The organism is Bacteroidia bacterium, from assembly GCA_041391665.1.
In the GTDB taxonomy this organism is placed as follows: Bacteria; Bacteroidota; Bacteroidia; order J057; family J057; genus JAGQVA01.
Window position 1 is genome coordinate 393,423 of record JAWKNO010000001.1, and the last position, 23,069, is coordinate 416,491.

The 23,069-nt window shown below is 46.1% G+C and carries 14 protein-coding genes; 10 read left to right on the top strand and 4 right to left on the bottom strand.

The genetic code is table 11. The features are described 5' to 3' along the window. The first annotated feature begins 104 nt into the window (after nucleotides 1–104). On the top strand, nucleotides 105–581 hold the full coding sequence (locus tag R3D00_01575; GenBank protein MEZ4771839.1) for a demethoxyubiquinone hydroxylase family protein: 477 nt from the start codon (nucleotides 105–107) through the stop codon (nucleotides 579–581). Here the strand turns inward: R3D00_01575 and R3D00_01580 are convergent. Beyond that, nucleotides 544–1,989, bottom strand: coding sequence for a c-type cytochrome domain-containing protein (locus R3D00_01580; GenBank protein MEZ4771840.1), 1,446 nt, complete (start codon nucleotides 1,987–1,989; stop codon nucleotides 544–546). The genes R3D00_01575 and R3D00_01580 overlap by 38 nt on opposite strands. An 81-nt stretch (nucleotides 1,990–2,070) precedes the next feature. Beyond that, nucleotides 2,071–3,483 carry a mandelate racemase/muconate lactonizing enzyme family protein gene (locus R3D00_01585; GenBank protein ID MEZ4771841.1) on the bottom strand — a complete coding sequence of 471 codons (1,413 nt, stop codon included), beginning with the start codon at nucleotides 3,481–3,483 and terminating at the stop codon, nucleotides 2,071–2,073. Between the two features lie 126 nt (nucleotides 3,484–3,609). On the opposite strand from R3D00_01585, the gene R3D00_01590 reads away from it, so the two are divergent. Continuing rightward, complete coding sequence (locus R3D00_01590) at nucleotides 3,610–4,161, top strand: DUF1572 domain-containing protein (GenBank protein MEZ4771842.1); 552 nt, start codon at nucleotides 3,610–3,612, stop codon at nucleotides 4,159–4,161. An 8-nt stretch (nucleotides 4,162–4,169) separates the two neighbouring features. Here R3D00_01590 and R3D00_01595 read toward each other — a convergent pair whose 3' ends face one another. Then, complete coding sequence (locus R3D00_01595; GenBank protein MEZ4771843.1) at nucleotides 4,170–4,340, bottom strand: hypothetical protein; 171 nt, start codon at nucleotides 4,338–4,340, stop codon at nucleotides 4,170–4,172. Between the two features lie 225 nt (nucleotides 4,341–4,565). Between R3D00_01595 and R3D00_01600 the strand changes: the two genes are divergently transcribed. The 8 genes from R3D00_01600 (at nucleotide 4,566) to R3D00_01635 (ending at nucleotide 22,156) form a co-directional block, all read left to right on the top strand. Next, nucleotides 4,566–5,093 (top strand): 3-hydroxyanthranilate 3,4-dioxygenase, encoded by a 528-nt coding sequence (locus R3D00_01600; protein ID MEZ4771844.1) that lies wholly within the window; start codon nucleotides 4,566–4,568, stop codon nucleotides 5,091–5,093. Nucleotides 5,094–5,234: 141 nt separating this feature from the next. Continuing rightward, nucleotides 5,235–8,246 (top strand): S8 family serine peptidase, encoded by a 3,012-nt coding sequence (locus R3D00_01605; protein ID MEZ4771845.1) that lies wholly within the window; start codon nucleotides 5,235–5,237, stop codon nucleotides 8,244–8,246. 138 nt (nucleotides 8,247–8,384) lie between these two features. Further along, nucleotides 8,385–11,393, top strand: coding sequence for a S8 family serine peptidase (locus R3D00_01610; GenBank protein ID MEZ4771846.1), 3,009 nt, complete (start codon nucleotides 8,385–8,387; stop codon nucleotides 11,391–11,393). Nucleotides 11,394–11,427: 34 nt separating this feature from the next. Then, the gene (locus R3D00_01615) at nucleotides 11,428–14,421 is read left to right on the top strand and encodes a S8 family serine peptidase (protein ID MEZ4771847.1); all 2,994 of its coding nucleotides are present in this window, start codon (nucleotides 11,428–11,430) and stop codon (nucleotides 14,419–14,421) included. Nucleotides 14,422–14,427: 6 nt separating this feature from the next. Continuing rightward, nucleotides 14,428–17,025 carry a S8 family serine peptidase gene (locus R3D00_01620; protein MEZ4771848.1) on the top strand — a complete coding sequence of 866 codons (2,598 nt, stop codon included), beginning with the start codon at nucleotides 14,428–14,430 and terminating at the stop codon, nucleotides 17,023–17,025. Between the two features lie 22 nt (nucleotides 17,026–17,047). Then, a complete protein-coding gene (locus R3D00_01625; protein MEZ4771849.1) occupies nucleotides 17,048–20,026 on the top strand; it encodes a S8 family serine peptidase in 2,979 nt (992 codons plus the stop codon). Between the two features lie 90 nt (nucleotides 20,027–20,116). Beyond that, on the top strand, nucleotides 20,117–20,836 hold the full coding sequence (locus R3D00_01630; protein MEZ4771850.1) for a hypothetical protein: 720 nt from the start codon (nucleotides 20,117–20,119) through the stop codon (nucleotides 20,834–20,836). Nucleotides 20,837–20,968: 132 nt separating this feature from the next. Beyond that, on the top strand, nucleotides 20,969–22,156 hold the full coding sequence (locus tag R3D00_01635) for a DUF1972 domain-containing protein (GenBank protein MEZ4771851.1): 1,188 nt from the start codon (nucleotides 20,969–20,971) through the stop codon (nucleotides 22,154–22,156). Here R3D00_01635 and R3D00_01640 read toward each other — a convergent pair. Next, nucleotides 22,150–23,019 carry a UbiA prenyltransferase family protein gene (locus R3D00_01640; GenBank protein MEZ4771852.1) on the bottom strand — a complete coding sequence of 290 codons (870 nt, stop codon included), beginning with the start codon at nucleotides 23,017–23,019 and terminating at the stop codon, nucleotides 22,150–22,152. The two genes, R3D00_01635 and R3D00_01640, sit on opposite strands and share 7 nt — an antisense overlap. Nucleotides 23,020–23,069: the final 50 nt, after the last annotated feature.

Consider the following 23,069-nt stretch of genomic DNA (forward strand, 5'->3'; position numbering starts at 1 on the left):
ACCAAATGGTCAGAAACAAGAGTATTTTTGTCTGTAGTATTTATTTTTTTAAACTTTCAGTATAAATTAGAAGTTTAAATAGATAAAAGGACAGAAATGACGATATGCCTGCACCAATAGACATCAAAAAGCGAACCGAATTTTTTATACGAGATCTTCACGCCCGTGAAAACATGCGGCTGGGCTGGTACCGGCAGTTTGGTATAAATGAGGATAAGGTCCGTTATCTGCGTGAAAGAAAGTCAAGGCACACGGCATTTCTACATGATCTATTGAGAAAACGAGGAATTAGCCCTGCATGGTATGCGCGCAGTTTTTATCTTATGGGACATGCATTCGGCTTTTTTTCTGCATTTTTCCCGCAAAAGTTCATGGACTGGATTGAGCAGACACTGGAGTTCTGGATTCTGGAGAGATATAAAAAATACCTGAGGGAAATGACCCTCGATGCGGCCCTCCGATCGATGATAGAATCGCTTCAGTTAAAGCGTCTTACGCACAATGAACCTTCTCCGGACGTGATTACATTGGTTGAAAATTTTATCAACGAGCAGGAGAAAGGCCTTCAACTGAAGTCCTGAGTCCTGCCTGCAACTCAAGCCCCATATCCACTTTCAGCCCCGGAATTTTCGCTATCAGCGCGTCAACCGCTGACTTATCTACTTTTGTCTGCCAGAGATAGAGTGATTTCAGGTTGGTAAGTTGTTCCAGATGTTTTAAGCCTTCATTGGTAATTTCGGTTCCATACAGGTTCAGGTATTCCAGATGTTCAAGTTTGGAAATATGAACCAGGTCTTCATCTTTCACCGCCGTTTGCTCCAGGTGTAGTCTGCTCAGATTTTTCAATTGAGCCAAAACCGAATAGTCGTCGGGAGACGCATACCGCAAATCGAGCCAGGTAATCTGGCCGGCAAGCGGAAGCAGAAGTTGCATTTCTTCATTTCCAAAAGGGGTACTGTCCCGTTTGATCTGCACCTGCAGAAAGTTAATGTCCTGCGCAATCGCCATCACCAGCGCACCTTCCTGTTGAAGATTTTGCATAGCCTCTTCATTTGCGGGCGGAACAGAAAGCGCAAAAATTCCGGTGGGTTTTTCTGAAATATCTCCTCCGGGTCCAAGTTTGGCGAGAAGGGGCTGAATATTTTCCGGGACAGTCAGCTCTGCAACGGTTTTATCAAAAGGCGCTCCCGAATCAATCCACCAGCGGATCATTTCGATCTGATCTTTGGTCAGCGGGCGCTTTCCATCTGGCGGCATATGATCGTCGTGATCTTCGGGAAGGGTGATTCTTTTATAGATTTCACTTTCGTCAGATTTTCCCGCGACAAATAAAGGGCCGTCTTCTCCGCCTTCGAGCCACATTTCCTGTGTGTCGAGGCGAAGGTCGCCTTTCATCTTGTCTTCATTGTGACAGCTTTGGCAGCGGGCCTTCACCATCGGGTGAATGATGTCTGCAAATACCTTGGCTTCGGCAATATTTTCAATAGGTTTGAGCTCTTCTTCCTCCCGCTCCGCGGGAAGACCGGCCATTGTCCTGACAATAGGCGGGGCATACTGTACCAGGTAATCTGACCCGTGGGTAAGCGATCCGCCAAAATGCCCGCCCAGCAACAGCATCAGCGAACTGATTGCAAAAAGCGGAAGGTAGGCTTTATTCAGTGCTCCATTCAGCAAGCCCGGACGTGTTTTGATGAGCCAGGAAAGTACCGAAAATACGGCCACACCTATACCCATCCATTTATGCAGTCCCAGGGTGGTTTCGTTATACCCGCCGCCCTGCGCCAGCATCAGTCCTAAAATCACAGAGAGCACCGCACTGATTGCTCCCATGAGCAGAATAAATGAAACAGATTCTTTAAAAGCCTCATATTTTTTCCGGCGACTGAGGATCTCCAGCACAAAAGCAATCAATAGCAGTCCGATGGGAAGGTGGACAACCAATGGGTGAAATCTGCCGAGGAATATCAGAAAATCAGGTGTCTGCTGCATGTTCGTAGTAGTTTCAGGAAAAATTCGCAGCGAAAACCCAAAGGTAATCGCTGCGGATAATATCAAATATGCTAAAAAAAATTAACTCCAAAGCCTGTCCCATGAACGGATTTCATCCCATTCTTTGGAAGGCTGGAAAAATTCTTTCTCGCGAAGGTGTTCTTTTGCTACTTCTTCATTCAGCTCTACACCTAGTCCGGGGGTATCAGGCACAATTGCAAATCCTTTTTCGATGAGGGTATGTTTTGCTGTAACCAGATCATTCCACCAGGGCACATCCACGGAGTGATGCTCCAGTGCTACAAAGTTTTGTGTAGCTGCGGCACAATGTACATTGGCCATAAAAGAAATGGGAGAACCTGCAAAGTGCATGGCCATCGGTACGCCTCTTTCTTCTGCATAATCACCGATTCGTTTCGTTTCGAGAATACCGCCGGAAGTTGCGAGGTCGGGGTGAATCATATCCACTGCGCGGTGGTCGATCAGTTTGATAAATTCTTCCTTAAGATAAATATCTTCTCCCGTAATGGTAGGAACGGTGGTTGACATGGTGATTTCCTTCCACATATCTGTGAATTTCCACGGGATAAGGTCTTCCAGCCATGCGAGGCGATAAGGCTCAACAGCTTTTGCCAGCCGGATACAGTCATTTACCCCGAAGTGACCGTAGTGGTCAGAGGCCAGCGGAACATCGTATCCTACGGCATCGCGTACACCGGCGATATATTCACAAATGATTTCAAGACCTTTGTCTGTAATCTGAATTCCTGTGAAAGGGTGTTCTGTACCGCCATATGTCATGGGCGTATTTTCCCATTGCCGGCCAATATCCCAGAAATTGGAGTTTACGACCGTACCGGGAATACCTTTCAGAAACTCAATTCCAAAGTCCATTTTCAGGAAGGTATAGCCTTTGTTTTCCACCCGGTCTTTCATTGTTGCAGCAAACTGGGCTTTATCGTCTACTCTTGGCGTATCAGCATATAGCCTGACTTTGTCGCGATATTTACCCCCAAGAAGTTGATACACAGGTACACCAAATGCTTTGCCGGTAATGTCCCAAAGAGCCATCTCGACGCCGCAGACGCCACCGCCCTGTCTTCCGTGGAAGCCAAACTGTTTGATGGTCTTAAACAGTAGTTCTACATTACAGGGATTTTTGCCGAGGAGACGACTTTTTAGAAACATGGCATAACGCCAGGTTGCACCGTCGCGAACCTCGCCCCATCCGGTAATCCCCTGATTGGTATCAATGCGGATAATCGGGCAATAGCCGCCGCCATTGGATACTACGCAGTAGCGCATATCCGTAATTTTCAGGTCGGAAGGCGATGATAATCTGGAAACTTTTTGCGTAGAATACGCGACAGCTTCTTCAATCGGTGCAAAAGTGAGCATCCCGAGAGAAAGCCCGCCAAGACTTGCTTTTTTCAAAAAATCTCGCCTTGGATGATTTTTTTCGGGTGCGGGAGTAGAATTAGTATTATTGTTCATGAGGAATAGGTAGTTATAGATTTTTGTGGATTAAATATGCAGATAAAACTAGCACTTCCCCAAAAATAACTATCCTGTACCTTTATGCTACAAACTTTGCTTTAGGAAAAGAATAATAAAATAATGATGAGAACTGATTATTTGACAAGCACAAAAAAACAGTTTGAGTATTATAAAATGCTCGGGGAAAAGACCTTTTCCCAATTGCCTGATGAAGGACTTTTCTGGCAGTACAATGCGGAAAGCAACAGTGTCGCTACCATCGTAAAACATCTGTGGGGCAATATGCTTTCACGCTGGACAGATTTTCTCACGACTGATGGTGAGAAAACATGGCGGGAAAGAGATGCCGAATTTGAAAATGATATTCAAACCCGGGCAGAATTAATGGAAAAGTGGAATGAAGGCTGGGATTGTCTTTTTTCCACCCTAAACAGCTTGACCGAAGAAGATCTGGACAAACTCATTTACATCAGAAATCAGGGACATACGGTCACAGAAGCGATCAACCGGCAACTGGCGCATTATCCCTACCATATCGGGCAGATGGTCTTCATCGGGAAAATGATCTGCGGTGAAAAATGGGCATCATTATCCATACCGAAAGGAAACTCCAGTCAGTTTAACGCAGAAAAGTTTTCCCTTCCAAAACGGAAAAGACACTTCACGGATGAGTAAATAATCCTTTATGGCCCTACAAGAAATACAGGGTCATCGTCTGCCAGAGACGGTCTTTCATTGGTGTGGTTTGATTCGGGGGTTTGGTTGGATCTGTATTCGTTCATTACTCCGAGAAGGGTGGCCAGGAAAAATGTGCCCCAAAAGACACAAACGATTACATCTAATAACAGTTCCATTTAATACCAAAGTTGAATTTTACCATTCAGAATGTAGATTGTTGTTATATTGTTTGTGAGCAAGAATTGGGCCATGCAAAGGCAGATTGTCGGGCCTCTTCGCCTATCGTCAAGATTATTCCGCACAGCCTTATTCGCAGAGAACTTTGACTATTGTGATTATAATTAATAAATTTTCCTCCAATTGGTAAAACCTGTATTCAACGTATTATTACATCAATACCCATGGCAAAATATCCCGTACTAAATTTCCATAAATGGATTGAAGATAACCGGCACCTTCTCAAGCCGCCAGTAGGCAACAAAGTAGTGTATGATGAAACCGATGATTTTATCATTATGGTTGTTGGAGGGCCAAATTCCCGCACCGATTATCACTTCAATGAAACCGAAGAGTTTTTTTATATGCTCGAAGGGGAAATGGTACTGAAAATCCAGGAAGACGGGCATCCGGTAGATATTCCGATAAAAGAAGGTGAGATTTTTCTTTTGCCACCCAAAGTACCGCATTCTCCCCGCCGCCCGGCAGGCAGTATCGGGCTGGTCATTGAGCGAAAAAGAGACAGTTCCCATACCGACGGGTTGCTGTGGTTTTGCCAAAACTGCAACCATAAGTTGTTTGAAGAATATTTTCCGCTTGAAAATATCATGACCCAGATGCAGGGCATTTTTGCTAAGTTTTACGAATCCGAAGAACTTCGCACCTGCAAGAATTGCGGAACCGTAATGCCTGTACCTGCCCGGGCGGTGTGAGCTTCTGTTTCCGACTCGCTCTTACCTTTTGACAGATTCTTTAAGTTTATAGACTGACCTCTAAAATTGGTCACACCTTTTTGTGTCTTTTTATACCATATAAAAATTGTAGCTTTAGGCTCTCAGTAAATCCCCGTTTTTATGAAAGAGAGCATATTTTTACTGGTTTTTCTGTTGGTGCAATCCGACCTTTTTTCCCAGGTATCCTTTCATCCGGATAAAACAGACCCGGCACTTATTGCTGCCATTGCCGAAAGACCTGATGACTTTCACCCGGTGTATATCCTGCTGGAAGACCACCTGGATATGGTAGCCATGAATAATGCGTTCAACAAACAAAACACTTCTCTGGAAGATCGCTCCGTGATTGCAATTAATGCACTAAAGTCCAAAGCTGCTGCAACTCAGGGCCCGTTGCTCAATTGGCTGGGCAGATCGGAAGGTGTAGTAAAAGAGAGTGTTCAGTCTTTCTGGATCACCAATGTGATTTATGCGGAAATAAGGGGAGAGGCTGTCCACCAGCTAGGACAACGCGAAGATGTAGGTCAAATTGAACTGGTAGTTCCTCCCCGTGTGGAGACAACCTCAAACAGGAAAAAGGTTCCGGCCAGGCCTGCAGGCTCTGTCGGTGGTCATGAGCCGGGACACAATGTCATCCATGCCCCTGAAATGTGGGCTTTGGGTTATAGCGGAGCCGGGCGAAAGATTCTGGTGATTGATTCTGGAGTTGATGGACAGCATCCCGCACTGAAAGACAATTATCATGGTAATTTTGTGCCCGGGAGTCAGACCTGGTATGCCCCGGCCTCTGTACCTGAACCAGCGGATTGTTTTACTATTGATCATGGCACAAATGTAGCCGGAATAGCCGTCGGGTTGGACCGGGTTACCCATGATACAATCGGAGTTGCGTATAATTCAACCTGGATGGGGGCCATGGCAATTTCTCATGATGATTGTAATAATGTGGTCAATGTGGTCAATGTATTCCAGTGGGCCATGGATCCGGATGGAAATCCAGCTACTATAGATGACCGCCCGGATGTGATAAACGACTCATGGGGATCTGTAAGTGTTATTGCCGATCCTTTATATTGTTATGCAACTATACCTTTAATAATAAATTCACTGGAAGCAGCGGGAATTGGAGTAATTGCCGGAGCGGGAAACGAGGGCGTGTCGAATCCACCTTCCATTATCTTTCCTGCCTATGCTAATTTTTCACTGGTGGACGCATTTGCTGTAGGTGCGATTGACGGAAATAATCCCAATCTGCCACTGGCATCATTTTCCTCTCAGGGGCCTTCCATTTGCGGAGATACAGGTTCGCTGTTGATTAAACCTGAAGTTGTGGCTCCGGGTGTAAATATTCGAACTTCAACTTCTTTTGGCTATATAGTAGTTAGTGGAACTTCTATGTCAGCGCCTTTGGCTTCCGGGGCATTTTTGCTTCTGAAAGAAGCTTTTCCCTCCCTGACCGGAGAGCAAATCAAGCTTGGTCTTTATTACGGAGCTTCTGACCTGGGGCCGCCAGGAGAGGATAACAAGTTTGGTATGGGGGTAGTTGATGTAATGGGAGCCTATAACTACCTGATTTCCCAGGGAAATACCCCTGCAACTCCGGCACTTGACAAAGATGCTATGTTGTTGTCTGCCGAACCGAATGGACAAGGATTATGCGATTCAGTTGCTGTCCCGGAGTTGGTAATCAGGAATAGCGGTAGAACCACTTTTACAACGCTTGAAATTGCCTATCAAATTTCCAATGGCACTTCCGGTACCTATACATGGACAGGGAGTCTTGCTCCCGGCCTTTCTCAGACTATTCAAATGCCCATGCTCAGCCTTGAAAAAGGGTACTATTCTATTAAATATGTTATTTCCAAGGTGGATGGTATTAAAGATCGTTTGATATTTGGCAACCTGAATGCCTGTTCGTTTGCCCTGCTGGGAGACGAAAAGCCTATTTCACCTTCTCCTGTCAATATTTGTTATGCATCAAAAGGCCTGCTCACAGCTTCCTCACCATCTCCTGATGTAATTTTAAAATGGTACGACACCCAGGGTTCTGCTAATGTATTGGGTGAAGGGCCTAATTTTATGACCATTCTGCTAACAGTAAACAGAGACTATTATGTTGGTGCGGTAACTGAATTTAACCTCGGACTGGAAAACAAAGATGTAGGATCCGGTACTTTTTTACCGCAGACCACAAACTATCTTACCTTTGATGTGAACTATCCGGTTTTGCTGAATTCGGTTAAAGTTTACGCCAGTGTTGCGGGTACCAGAACTATTCAGGTGAAAAACTCCTCCGGCACCGTTATTGGAAGCAAAACCGTCTCGGTTACTCCTCAAATTTCCGGAGGGGAACGTATTGACCTGAACATTTCTCTTGCTCCCGGGAAGGGTTATAGAATGGAACTAGATGGCTCACTTGCCTTTTTGCATGCCAATACAAGTGGATTTACTTTTCCTATGGATTTCAGAGGAATGATCAGTATCACAGGATCAAATAATGGACTATACAATTATTTCTATGATTGGGAATTGGAATATAAAAGCCCGTGTGGCAGAACGCGTGTTCAGACCATCGTTTCAAATGGAAGTGCCACTGCCGGATTTACTTCCAGTGATACCGTAATAGATATTTCCAATGCAGCCCAGGTTCATTTTACCAATACAAGTACCGGTGCTGCCCGTTATCTGTGGAGTTTTGGCGACGGCACTACCAGTACGCAGGTAAATCCGTCACACCACTATTACACTGCAGGATTTTATCAGGTCGGCCTTGCTGCAATCAGTAGCGATTCGTGCTCGGATGCAGTAGCCATGAATATCCATGTAACAGGTGTTTACCCCTACAATGTGGGAATTGAAGAAGATATTGAGGAATTTGGAAAGGTTTCAATTTACCCTAACCCGGGAACGGGCCTTTATAATCTGGTACTGGATCTGAACCGGAAGCATGAGGCTGAAATCGAAATCTTTGACCAGGTTGGAAAAAAGATAACTTTCCTTGAAAAAAACGAATACCAGAGGAACCATTTATTGCTGGATATATCAGGCTACAGTAGCGGAATATATTACCTTAAAATAAGAACTCTGGATCAGACAATAGTTAAAAAGCTGATTAAGATTGCCCGATTGTAACAATTCCCTTCCCGGTTTTTGAATAGGGTATCCTATAGTTGAGTTGTATGTAAATTGGTTGTAAAATCAGTCCTCGTTTACTCGTATATATCTGACTTAAAAGTTGTAGTTTTAAGGTTTTGGTCAAATCCCTATCATATGAAACGTAACTCTTTACTCTTACTTTTTGTCTTTCTGTTTATATCTTCGGGCCTGTTTTCCCAGGCAGAACTGAATGCAGATAAGGTAACTTATTCTCTTATTTCAGCCATGGAGCAAGATCCAACGGCATTTTATCCGGTGTATATCCTTTTGGAAGATAGATTGGATATGATTGAGATGAATGAGAATTTTAATAAACTGAAGACCTCACTCGAGGATCGCTCTGTTATTGTTATCAATTCCCTTCAGGCAAAAGCTGCTTCCACACAGCAACCTTTGCTAAATTTTCTCCGCGCATCAGCAAATGTAGAGCAAAACAGCATAGAGTCATTCTGGATCACCAATCTCATTTATGCTGAAGTTAATGCCGCTGCTGTCAGAGACTTGAGCCAGCGCGCGGATGTAGGCCAGCTGGAACTGGTTATCCCTCCGCAGGTGGAAGAAATGAAAAATATGAAAATGTCTCCTGCACGCCCTGGCAATTCGGTAGGTGGACATGAAAACGGACACGACGTCATCAACGCTCCCGCCATGTGGGCGATGGGTTATACCGGTGCCGGAAGAAAAATTCTTGTCATAGATACGGGCGTCGAAGGCAATCACCCGGCGCTGAAATACAATTATTGGGGAAACTTTGTACCGCACAGTCAGGCATGGTATGCGGTTTCTTCAAAACCTGAGCCGGAAGATTGTACGACTTCCAGCCACGGCTCTCACGTAACAGGAATTGCTGTCGGCCTTGACCGCATTACGCACGACACCATCGGCGTCGCCTTCAACGCCACATGGATGGGCGCAGCCGCGATTCAGGATGCACCTTCATGTACCAGTGCTGCCAGTACAATTACGGCCATGCAATGGGCTATCAACCCCGATGGAAACGCAGCGACCATTAACGACCGCCCTGATGTCATCAACAACTCATGGGGAGGAGATACCGCCTCAACGATGAATCCCGCTCTTTGTACTGGTGCTACCCAGACTGCGGTCAATGCGTTGGAAGCGGCTGGTATTGCTGTGGTTACCTCTGCCGGAAATCTGGGAGAACTGGGGCCATCCTCGCTTTCTTCTCCCGGTTATTCCAACTATACGCTGGTGAATGCTTTTGCCGTGGGTGCGATCAATGGTCATAATCCTAATCTCCCCCGGGCATCTTTTTCCTCCCAGGGCCCTTCTATTTGCGGCGGTACAGGCTCTCTGCTCATTAAACCCGAAGTGGTGGCGCCTGGTGTGAATGTAAGATCTTCCGTTATCGGAGGATATGCTCAGTATGAAGGTACCTCTATGGCTTCGCCCATGACTTCCGGTGCATTTCTCCTGCTGAAGGAAGCTTTCCCCACCCTTACCGGTGAACAAATCAAACTGGCGCTCTACTATAGTGCCGTTGACCTTGGACCTGCCGGTGAAGATAATCAATATGGAAATGGTCTGATTGACGTGGTTGCTGCATATAACTATCTGATAAGCCAGGGAAACACGCCCGTTCAGCCTTCCCTCGACAAAGATGCGATGCTGGTGTCAGTAGAGCAGCAGGGAGATGGCGTTTGTGATTCTGCTGTGGTTCCTGAGATTGTTGTCCGAAATACAGGCAAAACCGCGTTCACCTCTCTCGAAATATCTTATGAAATTTCCAACGGCGCTTCCGGAACCTACAACTGGACAGGAAACCTCAATCCCGGACAGACTCAGACTCTTCAGTTGCCGATGGTTATTCTTTCCAAAGGATATTATCTGATTGATGTAGAAATTACAAAAGTGGATGGTGGCAACGACCCGGTTTTTGTCGATAATATGGCTTCGGGTTCGTTTGCTCTCCTGGGCGATGAAACGCCCGTTTCCAATCCGATCAATGTTTGCAATGGCTCTGAAGGGATGCTTACGGTAACTTCTCCCGCCAGTGATGTTACCTTCAAATGGTATGAATCCCCAAACGCCACCACCGCAGTGGGTGAAGGCCCTAACTTTATTACTCCACCCCTTACCGGTAACAAAAGCTACTATGTGGCAGCAGTTACGGCCTTCGAACTGGGAATGGCAAACAAAGACCTGGGTGCAGGCTTTTTTGTACAGCCTATTACCAACTATCTCATTTTTGATGTCAGGTATCCCGTATTACTCAAGTCTGTAAAAGTATATGCAGGCGCTGCAGGAACGAGAACTTTCCTTCTGAGAAGTGCCAATGGCTCAACACTTGGAAGCCGGATTATACCTTTGGTCGCTGGAGAACAAAGAGTTGAACTGAACTTCCCCATAGCAGCAGGAGAAGACTACCAACTGGGCCTGGGAGGGGCAAACGGAAACCTATATTCCAGTGCATCGGGTTACAGTTTTCCGTTTGACTACAACGGAATCATCTCCATCAAAGGTTCCAACAATTCGCTCTACCATCACTTCTACGACTGGGAGGTCGAGTATGAAAGCCCTTGTGGCCGCGCATTTACATTCGCAACTGTGTCAAATGGAAGTGTGGTTGCCGGATTTACGGCCAGCGATACCACAGTAGATATCTCTGATGCGTCATCTGTGAAGTTTACCAATACGAGCACCGGTGCAGCAACTTATCTGTGGAGTTTTGGCGACGGTGCTACCAGTACAGAGGCAAATCCTTCCCACAACTATTTTGCCCCGGGCGACTATCAGGTAGGGCTTTCTTCAACGAGCGCGGGCCTTTGTTCTGACGCAGTGGCAAAAACCATTCATGTAACCGGTAGCTATCCATATAGTGTAGGCATAGAAGACGATGTTTACTCATTTGGCAGAATCGCAGTTTACCCAAACCCGGGATCAGGCGCATTTAATGTTGACCTTGAGCTAAACCGCAGGTATGAAGCTGAAATAGGTATATATGACCAGCTAGGTAAACAAGTACTTTCGCTTAAGAAAAATGATTATCAGAATGACAAACTGGTTCTGGATATTTCGGAGCAAAGTAATGGAATCTATTATCTGAAAATTGGCGTAAACGGGCAATCCGTGGTGAAAAAATTAATCAAGTACAACCAGTAACTACCCAAAGACTAACTAACAACAGAAGCTTATTATGCGGTTTATTTTTATTATTTTTTGGGGAATGGTTGGCTTATTCCCCATGGCTGGCATCGGTCAGACAGTCGATTATTCCCGTGTCAGTACGGCACTGGAAACTGATTTGCTGAACCGCCCCAACGATTTTCATCAGATCAGCATTATGCTCGCCGACCGGGTAGATGCACATGCCTTGCATCAAAACTTCAGGAAAAATAATACTCCCCTGAATGTAAGAGCAGAGCAGACCATTACTTTGCTGAAAGCAAAAGCCCGGCAGACACAGCCTGCCCTATTGTCTTTCATTAATCAGTCCGCCGATGTCGAACCCGGCAGTGTAGCAGCTTTCTGGGTTACCAATGTCATTTTCATCAATGCACGACCTGCGTTGATTGCAGCGCTTAGCAACCGCCCGGACGTTGAATGGATTGATAAAAACTACGAACTGGAGATTGAAAGCTTTGAAGCCTCACCGGTACCTGCGCGGTTTTCTTTTCCGGGAGGAAGAGAAAAGGGCCTCACAGCCATCAATACACCTCCCATGTGGGCGATGGGCTACACCGGATATGGCCGTACGGCTATGAGTTTTGACACTGGTGTGGATCCCGATCACCCCGGACTAAAAGAGCATTACAGAGGCAATTTTTTCCCTACCGAATGGTCCTGGTTTGAATTTAATAATCCGCAAAGCACGATTCCCACAGATTGCGATGACCATGGCACACATACGACCGGAACGATGGTTGGAAGAAACCCTGCGACAAACGACACGTTTGGTGTCGCTGTGAATGGATTGTGGATGGCCTGTCCCGGGATTTGCGCTAATACCAATCAGACCACCGCTACGGCAAATTTCCAGTGGGCATTAAATCCCGATGGTGATTCTTCTACCATTGCCGATATGCCCGATGTGATTAATAATTCCTGGTGGTTCCCCAGTCTGTCAGGCACTGCTGAGTGTGGCAGTTTTTTTAAGCCGTTGCTGAGTGGAATGGAAGCAGCCGGAATAGCGATTGTCTTCTCCGCTGGAAATGACGGGCCGGGCGTTTCAACCATTACCCCCCCCAAAAATATCAATACAGATACAGTAGATGTATTTTCGGTAGCCAACATCAATGCCAACAACCCAAACCTGACGATTGCCAATAGCTCTTCCCGCGGCCCATCGATCTGTGTTGTGGATTCCGGTGGATCGCTGGATATAAAGCCTGAAGTTTCAGCTCCTGGTACAGGCGTAAGGTCCAGTGTACGTGGAGGCGGATTCTCGAATTTTACCGGTACGTCGATGGCTGCTCCTCATGTATCGGGGGCAATCCTGCTGCTGAAAGAAGCCTTTCCCTACCTTTCTGGAACAGAATTAAAGTTGGCGCTCTACTATACTGCGGTTGATCTCGGGCCGGCAGGAGAAGACAACTTTTATGGAAGAGGCATTATCGATGTATTTGCTGCCTACAACTACCTTGTCGGAAAAGGCCATACACCTGTTGACATTTCTGCCTACCCTGATGCCACAGTCACGGATGCCGGACTGACTACCGGATCGCTTTGCGGACTTACCGGAGAACCTTCATTTATGCTCGAAAATAAAGGAAGTATCGATATTACGTCTGCCGAAATCGAATATACCTTTTCAGACGGGACTTCCGGAACTTATACCTGGACAGGAACGCTGCTGGCTGGTCAATCCAGTCTTTTGACATTGCCTGCACATACATTTTCCAGCGGGGTGGTAGAAATGGAAGTAACGATCTCTACGCTAAACGGCGCTCCCGAATACTTTTTTTATGACAATACAACAACCGGAAGTTTTGTCGTGGTAGAGGATATTTCTCCTATAACCACGGATGCCAATGCTTGTATAGGCTCATCGGGATTGCTGACAGCTGCTATTTCGGATTCGCAGTCAACAATTGTGTGGTACGATGCAGTTACAGGTGGGAATATTCTGGGCGAAGGTTCTTTATTTCTCTCTCCCCCGGTTTCCGGGAATACTACTTTTTATGCAGGTTCGATTACAAAAACAACAGTAGGCCCGGTCGATAATACCTACTCTCCCGGAATATTTTTCCAGTCCACCGAGCCTTATGTAGAATTTGATGCAGCGCTGCCTTTTGTTCTCAAATCTGTAGTGGTATATGCGAATACAAACAACCTGCGGGTATTTCAGCTTACAGATAAGAATGGGGTAGAATTGGCGAAACTGAATGCCTACGTAACGGTGGGAGAAAACGTAATTCCATTAAAATTTCAGGTTCCGGCAGGAAAAGGGCATAGACTGAAACTGGCCGCGGGAAGTCCTTCGGATTTGTTTGTGAATATCAGCAGCGTGGGTTATCCATTTGATTACAAAGGCCTTGTTACAATTACCACAGCCAGTAACCCGCTCACATATCCCTATTTTTACAACTGGGAAATAGAAATTCAAAACCCATGCCCACGGGTGCCGGCTGAAGTGGTTACCTCTTCCGGAAATGTTACAGCCGCGTTTGACGCTGACCAGACTACGGTTGACCTCGCATATAATGCCACGGTTGAATTTACTGATATGAGCACCGGTGCTACCGGCTGGCTGTGGGATTTCGGCGATGGCAAAACCAGCACCGATCAAAATCCTTCCAATCAGTACTACTTTGCAGGCAACTATACGGTTTCGCTGATTACCTCCGGAACAGACTCCTGCCAGGCCGCCGCTACTATGGAGATTGTCGTGGAAGGTACCTATCCCTACAATGTGGGTGTTGAAGATAAACTCGCAGAAATCGGCGATGTGAATATTTTCCCCAACCCCGGTACCGGACAGTATTTTATCGATTTTGATCTTAAAAACCGCACAAATATCGCCCTTGAAGTCTATGACCTGCTTGGGAAAAGAATAGTTTCCATAGACGAAAAACCCATTCTTAAAGACCGCATTTCCCTGGATATCCGGTCGTTTGCAAATGGCGTCTATTATCTGAGTTTTTCTTTGGAAGGACAGACGGTTGTAAGGAAACTGATCAAAAACCAGTAAACCTAAATGAAAGGTCGTTTACTTTATACCTTTCTTATTGGACTCCTGCAGCTAAATGTTGTACAGGGATTTTCTCCTGATTCTGCGAAGATCGATTTTTACCTTCTTCGCAAAATGGGGGAAAATCCCAATTCTTATATCAAAGTATATGTTTACCTCGAAGACCAGGTAGATATTGCCGGGCTGGAGCAAAATTTCCAAAAACAACATTCCCCGAACGCCGTCAGGGGAAGAGAAGTAGTCACCCGCCTGAAGGCAAAAGCCGTAGCAACCCAACCACCCATTTTAAGCTGGCTGAAAACCAGGGGCGACCTGTTACCCGGCTCCCTGCGTCCATTATGGATCGCCAATGTCATTTTTTTTTCCGCCCGGGCTTCATTGATTTCAGAAATTACGCACCGTCAGGATGTGGCATGGGTTGGTTTTGACACCCCGACTGCACCTGATGATACTTATGGGGAACAATCCGCTGCGATTTCCCCGGATGGACATGAACCCGGACTATCTGCAATCCACGCACCGGCCTTATGGGCAATGGGTTATACCGGATATGGGCGGTCGGCACTTAGTATAGATACGGGCGTGGATCATACCCACCCTGCGCTTGCGCAGCGGTTCAGAGGAAATTATGTGCCCATAAACCAGGCATGGTTTGAAGATAGTACAGGAAATAATTACCCGTTTGTCTGTCTCAATGACTTTGGTGTGAGGCAGGATCACGGAACCCATACAACGGGGATTATGGTCGGACTCGATCCTGATGCAAAAGACACAATCGGCGTGGCGCCCGAAGGACTGTGGATGGGCGCTGCTTCCATTTGCGATGTTTACAGCAGTGATAACCTCGCAGCATTTCAATGGGCCCTGGATCCCGATGGCGATCCTGCTACTACCTCCGACATGCCCGATGTGATCAACAATTCGTGGCGAACGGTAGATGTAGGCGATGCCTGTAAGCACCTGGCATACAAACAAAGCCTCCTGGCTTTGGAAGCGGCAGGAATTGCCGTTGTGTTTTCCGCCGGAAATGAAGGCCCTGCCGCCGGATCGATTGCTCCGCCCAAAGGCATTAATGTCAGTTTGGTAAATACTTTCGCCGTAGGAGCTGTAAATAGCAATCTGCCCGAACTCCCTATCCAGGGATTTTCCAGCCGGGGGCCTTCTCCCTGCCCGGGGCAGGGATCACTGGCTATTAAACCCGAAGTGGTTGCGCCAGGTTTTCAGGTCAGATCAAGTGTGCTGAACGGAAAATATGGGATCAAGTCAGGCACTTCCATGTCTGCGCCGCATGCGTCGGGTGCAATCCTCTTATTGAAAGAGGCTTTTCCCTACCTGACAGGTGAGGCGATCAAACTGGCGTTGTATTTTACTGCCACTGACCTCGGCGCGACCGGCGAGGACAATGCCTATGGAATGGGCATGATAGATGTGCTGGCCGCATATAACTACCTCATTGCCGAAGGCCATATTCCCGTCATTCCCTCAAAGGAAAATGATGTGGCCATCGTCGAAATAGAAAACCTTCCGGCAGTCAATTGCGAGAGCCGGATTTCTCCCATCGTACATTGGAAAAATGTGGGGGAAAATGCTGTCAATTCTGTGATTCTGGAGTACACATTCAGCGACGGTACTTCCGGGGCGATCATGCTGACAGACAGCCTGGCAGAGGATAGTGGTTCATTTGCCATTCTTCCCCAACAAACCTTTTCACCCGGCGTTTACACCCTCGATATTTTGCTTCGAAATCCCAACGGTGAAAATGATTACCGGTATCTGGATAATCATAAAACAGTCCTTTTTTCCATTGCTCCTCCTTTGCCTCAGGTTGTCGGAGATACCGTCTGTGAGTTATCCGAAGGTATGCTGACCGCCATTTCTGCTTTTCAAGGAGCGAATATCCGCTGGTACGATGATTCTGTAGGAGGAAATTGGGTAGGGGAGGGAACGAGTTTTATTACACCGTCGATCGACACAACCACAACGTATTTTGCAGCAGCAGAATGGCCTTTAGATACAGACTTGCAGTGTGCACGAGTGCCTGTGATTGCAACGGTTGTACCCGGACAAATGACCGCAGTATTCGCAGTCGGGAGTGGGAAACTGGTGTGGCCTGATTCTTCGGAGGCCGAATTTACAGATGTAAGTGTGGGTTCGATTGCCTGGCGCTGGGATTTTGGAGATGGCGGTTTTAGTGAAATCCCCAACCCATTTCACACATACACCGCGGTTGGTGCATACCGTGTGATTTTTTCAGCTAAAGGAAGCGATGGTTGTGCAGATGCATTTGCCGATACCGTAGTGGTAGGAGAAAGAAGTGTTTCAACTCCCATCGAAAGACTCTCCGGGCAATTTTTTCAATCGATCAAAATTTACCCCAATCCCACCAGTGGGATCGTGTATATACATTCATTTTTCACGCAGCCGCAAAATATTGCGCTTCGCATATTCGACTTGCAGGGAAAGGAAATCCTGGCTACCAACCGGCAGGCGAAAGAAGGAGAAGTCCTGACAGTGGATCTTACCGGTTTTCTCCCGGGCATTTATTTACTGACTTGTCAGACTTCCGAAGGAACAATTAGTAGAAAACTCATTATTACCCCATAACTCATCTCTCACACAGACGCTTATGAACAGACAATGGATTACTTTTTTCTTTTTGCTGATTTTGTGCGGAAAGATCTTTGCGCAACCTGAAACAGACTACACCAAAACGAGTAGTCTGTTACTTGAAAAGGCCAGCCAGGCACAGGAAGACTACATTCGTTTTAGTATCCTGCTTACAGAACGTGCGGATATGCATGCGATGAATGCCAATTTTCACAAGCAGCGCACTCCTTTGGCAGAAAGAACCCGCAGGGTGATTTCCACATTAAAGACAACCGCTGCCAATACGCAGGGAGATTTGCTGAATTTTTTAAATCAGTCTCCCGACGTGCTTCCCGGCTCGGTAGAGAGCTTCTGGATTACCAATCTGATTTTTGTTACCGCCAGGCCCGGAATGATTGCAACATTGAGTCAGCGTGCTGATGTTGCCTGGCTGGAATATGATTATGCAATTGCCTTGGTAGAGCCTGATTCTCGCACAGAACTGGCGGAACGCGGTGTTACCGAATCTGCCGGCGGCGTGGAGCCCGGCCTGTTGGCAATTAATGCTCCTGCCATGTGGGCATTGGGATATACTGGTTATGGCCGGAAAACGCTGACAATTGATACCGGTGCTGACCCTACGCATCCTGCGATCGCAGGCCATTATTGGGGAAATTTTGTTCCGGAAAATCTCGCCTGGCTTGATCCGGTTTCCGGCTCAGCAAGTCCTTTTGACTGCGATTCACACGGTTCCCATGTGACAGGAACGATGGTCGGACTCGACCCTGCGACAAGCGACACGATTGGTGTGGCACCTGAAGGCGTCTGGATGGCGTCTGCTGCCATTTGCGACAATAGTAGCAACGACAACCTGGCGGTGATGCAATGGGCGATCGATCCGGATGGAGACTCTACGACTATTTGGGATATGCCCGATGCGATCAATTGTTCGTGGTGGGCACCCGATGTGGACCCTAACTGTAACAGTGAATATGTGGATGTGCTCAGCGCGCTTGAGGCTGCCGGAGTAGCCGTAGTATTTGCTGCGGGTAATTTTGGCCCTGGCCCATCGACGGTAACGATTCCCCAGGATATCAGCACGGATCTTGTAAATGCATTTTCTGTGGGTGCGGTGAACGGCAATGTACAGGCAACTCCGATTGTGGGCTTTTCTTCCAGAGGGCCCTCAAATTGCGGTACAGAAGGATCGTTGTTGATAAAACCTGAAGTTTCCGCTCCCGGGCTAAATGTCCGGTCAAGTGTACTAAATGGGACGTATGCATTATTTTCAGGAACTTCTATGGCATCCCCACATGTGGCAGGGGCAGTTTTGCTGTTGAAACAAGCGTTTCCCTACCTGAGTGGTACTGATCTCAAACTTGCTTTGTACTATAGTGCGATTGACCTGGGGCAACCAGGTGAAGACAATAGCTATGGGATGGGTCTTATTGATGTATATGCTGCGTATAATTATCTGGTTACACAGGGAAATACACCCGCGTCGCCTAATGCAAGTTTTGATGTAGCGGCAAAATCAATTATCAACCTCGATACATTAATATGCGGGGCCTCAGGAGTTTCCCCGCTTCTATTGGTGAAAAACGAGGGTGATTCGGCTGTAACAAGTATGGATATCGTTTACGGATATGCTTCCGGTCAGCGGGATACTTTTTTCTGGACCGGACTTATCCAGCCCGGTGCTCTGTTTCTGATAAGTTTGCCTGCTTCCAGCCTTTCTTCCGGCAGTTATACCCTTGATGTCGAGCTGCGAAACCCCAATGGAAGCGAAGATAGTCGTTTTCTTGATAACCGGATTTTACAGCGATTAACCGTGACACCTGACCCTGAAATTCCACCCGTCTCGGCCGATATCTGTGTCAATGCCAACGCGTTGCTTTCAGTTTCACCTCAGGCACCATGGACAGCATTGTGGTATGAGGATAGTATCGGCGGGAACTCGTTTTCTCAGGGTAGTACCTATTACACGCCTACGCTTAGTGCGGATAAAGTATATTATGTAGGGAGTGGGCTCAGCGGATCGCTGGGGTTGTCAGATACGCTTTCAGGTAAAGGCGGTTATGACGCTGCAAATACAGGCTTTATGACCTTTGACTGCGCGGCAGAAATCACTTTGAAATCAGTGAAAGTTTATACCAATAACGTAGGGATTCGGCTATTTCGGGTAACAGATGCATCGGGAAATCAGATCGCAGTAAAAAACTTCCAGATGCTCAGTGGAGAGCAGGAACTGGATCTTTCTTTTACAATTCCTGCCGGTACGGGTTATAAGCTGCATTATTCGGGTCTTTGGGGAATGTACCGTCAGACAACAGGTGCTACGTATCCGTATGATCTGAATGGCCTGGTTACGATTACCGGTTCAGACGGGGGGGACTCTTCGTATGCTTATTTCTTTGATTGGAATGTGATTTTCGAAGGGACATGCCCCAGGGCTGCGGTTACCGTGAACACCTTGCCCGGTACGATGAATACTGCATTTGCAGCTACTCCGGGTTCGGTCAAACTTCCCAACCAGACCGGCGATGTTCAGTTTACAGATTTGAGCGCCAATGCCGTCACCTGGAAATGGGACTTTGGCGATGGCGGAACCAGTACCGACCAGAATCCGCTTCATACGTACTCACTGGTTGATACCTATGCAGTAAGCCTTGAAGCGACAGGTGCAGACGGGTGTGCAGATACCTATATCGATACCGTTGTGGTAGAAGGCTGGAATACAGCAATCGATGATATTGATCCGTCGGGTTCACAGATATTGGTTTATCCAAACCCATCTGGTGGAGTATTTAATGTGAAATTTAGTTTTGATACGCCTACAGAAGTTGAAATATATGTAACTGATATTGTCGGACGGGTGATCTCAACTCCATTCAAAAAAATGGTTGGCGATGAGGTGGTGCAACTCGATATTTCGGGAGTAAGTCAGGGTATATACTTGCTTCTGGTAAAACATAACGGTCTTGTATTCACCCAAAGAATAATGACAGGTTTGCACTAAAAGTGTCTTTGTGGGGGAAAGTCCGGGGAGTAGATTTGACATCGACTTACAAAATCTGCAACCCACCCATTAACCAACTTAAATCTGAAGATGAATCATCCCGGATTTGAACAACAAAACCCCTTTGCTAAAAACACAGCTTCCCGGACTTTTTCTTTAACTAATGATCCACTCAACTACAGACGACTATTCATCGAGTCTTTATTTATTCATACAAAAGGGCTTAACTACGGCCTGCTGAATCCATTTCGTTCTGTAAGTGAACTTTTCAACCTTTCCCAGATGGAATTTTTTATCCTTCAGGAAGAGCTGCCAGAATGGACGGAAATCTGCAAAAACTCTTCCTACGTCTCGAAGGTGCATATAACTTCCGTTCCCGGGGGGCACAAATTTCTCCTGAAATTTTTTGATCATGCGACTTTAGAGTTAAAACTCATTTCTTCACTTTCTGTACAGGGATTGTTGTTTGCCGAAGTAGAAAATTATATCAACGATGCACTGATCGACCGTGATGGCGTAAAACGAATATCGCGTAAGCACAACTTTGAGTATAATTTTATTCGCACCTGTTTTTCGGGTCAAATATTTTCCAAAGAAACGGGGCTGTATCTGCTTTCAGCTTCTCCGGAAGACCAGCGGGAAATCCTGGCATATTTTGCAGAGAAGTATGGGATTGTTGTTCCCAACATGATTCGGTTGATGAGCAATGTGTTCCTTTATAAAGAGATAATAGAAGAAGTGTTGCGGATAATTCCTCAGAATACAAAAAAAACAGGAACCAATTTCCTGAAAAAGTATTCACGGGCCTGACCCGAAGAACCTTGTAATATTGCCGTTTTCTGATAATTAGTAGTAGATTGTAATATTTCACTCATTACTGTCGTCAATATTAATAGATTCAGTAATAAATTTATTATAAGATTCGGAATATTACATAACCCTATGCAGCCATTTGTGAAAATAAGCATAATTGATGCAGAATACGGAGGCGTTGAGTCAAATGGGTATAGGCTATTGGTAACATCCCTTATTTCAAAAGAGAAAGAAAATTGTCAGTTTGTTGTAATAAAGGATAGGGTTTCCGGTAAGCGGAAAAAATCTTTCAGTAGTTATCCAAATGCAAAGACGGTAGCTTTTCCTGTAACAAACAAAGGCCTTGCCGGAAGGTTGGCGTTTAGTTTTCTGGCGATTTGCTATTCAATAATATCCGCTGATGTTGTAATTCTGCTCGGCGTCAGCTGTGGTATTTTCCTTCCATTTGCGCGCTTATTTTCCAGATTGAAGATAATTGTGAATATAGACAATACGCGCTGGAACCAGCAGGAAAAAGGAACACCAAAACAAACGATGTGGAAAACCGTGGAGCGCCTCGCTGTAAAATTTTCTCACCGAATTGTTTGCAGTAACCAGCAGTTGCGGAATTATGTAAAAGATGAGTATAATGCTGAAAGTAGCGTAATCGGATACGGGGGAGATGCTACTGTACAGGATGATGGTTCTATTATCAATAACGCCCCTAAGATTCCTGATTTCCCTTTGGGGAAAAAATTTGTTTTATGCCGCACCTATATTTCACCTTTCAGCGGCGTAGAGTCTATTCTTGAAACTTTTGCGCGTTACCCCAGGTATGGAATTGTGATGATGGGAAACTGGGCGGATAGTGTTTACGGATTGAATATTTACAAGCAATATCATCGGTACGAGAATATCCGTTTTGTAGAGTATTCACCGGAAACTTTCACCATGTTTTTGTCCCAGGCGGAAATCTTTTTGTATAATTTTGATGGTGGTGGGACACATATATCGTTGCTTCAAGCCATGTATCAGGCGGTGCCGGTAATTGCCCTTGAGTCGCCGATTAACAGAGATATAACCCAAAACAAGGCTTTTTATTTCTCCCATTCGGCAGATCTTATCTATATTCTTCATTCTGCCAATGCTTCTATGTTGAAGAGTTCGGCTACATTTCTGGCCAAGATTGCCCATGAGACCCATCTTTGGTCAAATACGGTAGCCCAATATTTCACTCTGGTTGAAAGCTTACTTTCACCAGATGCAGCCATAAAGGCTCCGAAGAAAGTTATTTCCGGTGTACAGACTCTTTCTGCGGATGAAACGAAAGGTCAGTAAATCAAAATCGCAAAAGCGATAATCCAGCAGACAATGATTGCCTGTATAAAAAAATCCCCCATCAATACTTTGGCAGGGCTGCCGCTTCTTTCTTCTACAAAAGTAATCTGCATATAGCGCAGCACGCCAAGGATTACAAAAAAAACGGTGATATACAGGTAGTGATTGTCAAATTTTTCCTGAATCTCGGGAGAAATCGTATAAGAAATATAGGCAACGATCAAAACTGAAGCCATGACGACCATGGCGCTGTTGATAAACTCCAGATTATACCCGTCAATAGATTTTCTCACTTTCATCCCGTCGGATGCCAGAAGCACATCGTCTCTTCGTTTGGCCAGCGCGAGAAAAAGTGCACCGAGAAACATCATCAGTATCAACCACATCGATAGCGGAATATGCGGTTGGGCGACAAGCGCTCCTACAGCTACCCGTATCACAAAACCCAGAGCAATGATGCTGATGTCAATGATCGGAATATGTTTGAGCCGGAAAGTGTAAAGCACATTGAGGAAGACATAGGCTGTGACGAGGTAAAGTGCGTATTTATCGAGCCATGCAAAAATGCCAAGGCCAGCTGCGATTAATAGTCCCATGAGCGTAAAAGCTACGCCTACAGAGACCTTGCCGGAGGCCAACGGGCGGTCTTTTTTGATGGGATGTTGGGCATCTTCTTTCCTGTCCCTGTAATCATTCAGAATATAAACCCCGCTGGCGATCATGGAAAAGCCGAAAAAGCCCGCGACTGTGGCGAAAATCACAGATGGATCGGCAATTCGCAGCCCGAAAAAAGCTGGCAAAAACAACATCAGGTTTTTGGTGTACTGATGTGTACGAAGCAATAAAAAATAATCCTTCACCATATTCTGAGGGCAAATAAACGATTTATCCTGAGGGGCGCAATGTATTTAAA

Coding starts and splice junctions, on each gene's coding strand:
- R3D00_01610 (MEZ4771846.1), top strand. CDS start 8,385: ATGAAACGTAACTCTTTACTCTTACTTTTTGTCTTTCTGTTTATATCT.
- R3D00_01605 (MEZ4771845.1), top strand. CDS start 5,235: ATGAAAGAGAGCATATTTTTACTGGTTTTTCTGTTGGTGCAATCCGAC.
- R3D00_01625 (MEZ4771849.1), top strand. CDS start 17,048: ATGAACAGACAATGGATTACTTTTTTCTTTTTGCTGATTTTGTGCGGA.
- R3D00_01640 (MEZ4771852.1), bottom strand. CDS start 23,019: ATGGTGAAGGATTATTTTTTATTGCTTCGTACACATCAGTACACCAAA.
- R3D00_01630 (MEZ4771850.1), top strand. CDS start 20,117: ATGAATCATCCCGGATTTGAACAACAAAACCCCTTTGCTAAAAACACA.
- R3D00_01600 (MEZ4771844.1), top strand. CDS start 4,566: ATGGCAAAATATCCCGTACTAAATTTCCATAAATGGATTGAAGATAAC.
- R3D00_01580 (MEZ4771840.1), bottom strand. CDS start 1,989: ATGCAGCAGACACCTGATTTTCTGATATTCCTCGGCAGATTTCACCCA.
- R3D00_01575 (MEZ4771839.1), top strand. CDS start 105: ATGCCTGCACCAATAGACATCAAAAAGCGAACCGAATTTTTTATACGA.
- R3D00_01615 (MEZ4771847.1), top strand. CDS start 11,428: ATGCGGTTTATTTTTATTATTTTTTGGGGAATGGTTGGCTTATTCCCC.
- R3D00_01585 (MEZ4771841.1), bottom strand. CDS start 3,483: ATGAACAATAATACTAATTCTACTCCCGCACCCGAAAAAAATCATCCA.
- R3D00_01595 (MEZ4771843.1), bottom strand. CDS start 4,340: ATGGAACTGTTATTAGATGTAATCGTTTGTGTCTTTTGGGGCACATTT.
- R3D00_01635 (MEZ4771851.1), top strand. CDS start 20,969: ATGCAGCCATTTGTGAAAATAAGCATAATTGATGCAGAATACGGAGGC.
- R3D00_01590 (MEZ4771842.1), top strand. CDS start 3,610: ATGAGAACTGATTATTTGACAAGCACAAAAAAACAGTTTGAGTATTAT.
- R3D00_01620 (MEZ4771848.1), top strand. CDS start 14,428: ATGAAAGGTCGTTTACTTTATACCTTTCTTATTGGACTCCTGCAGCTA.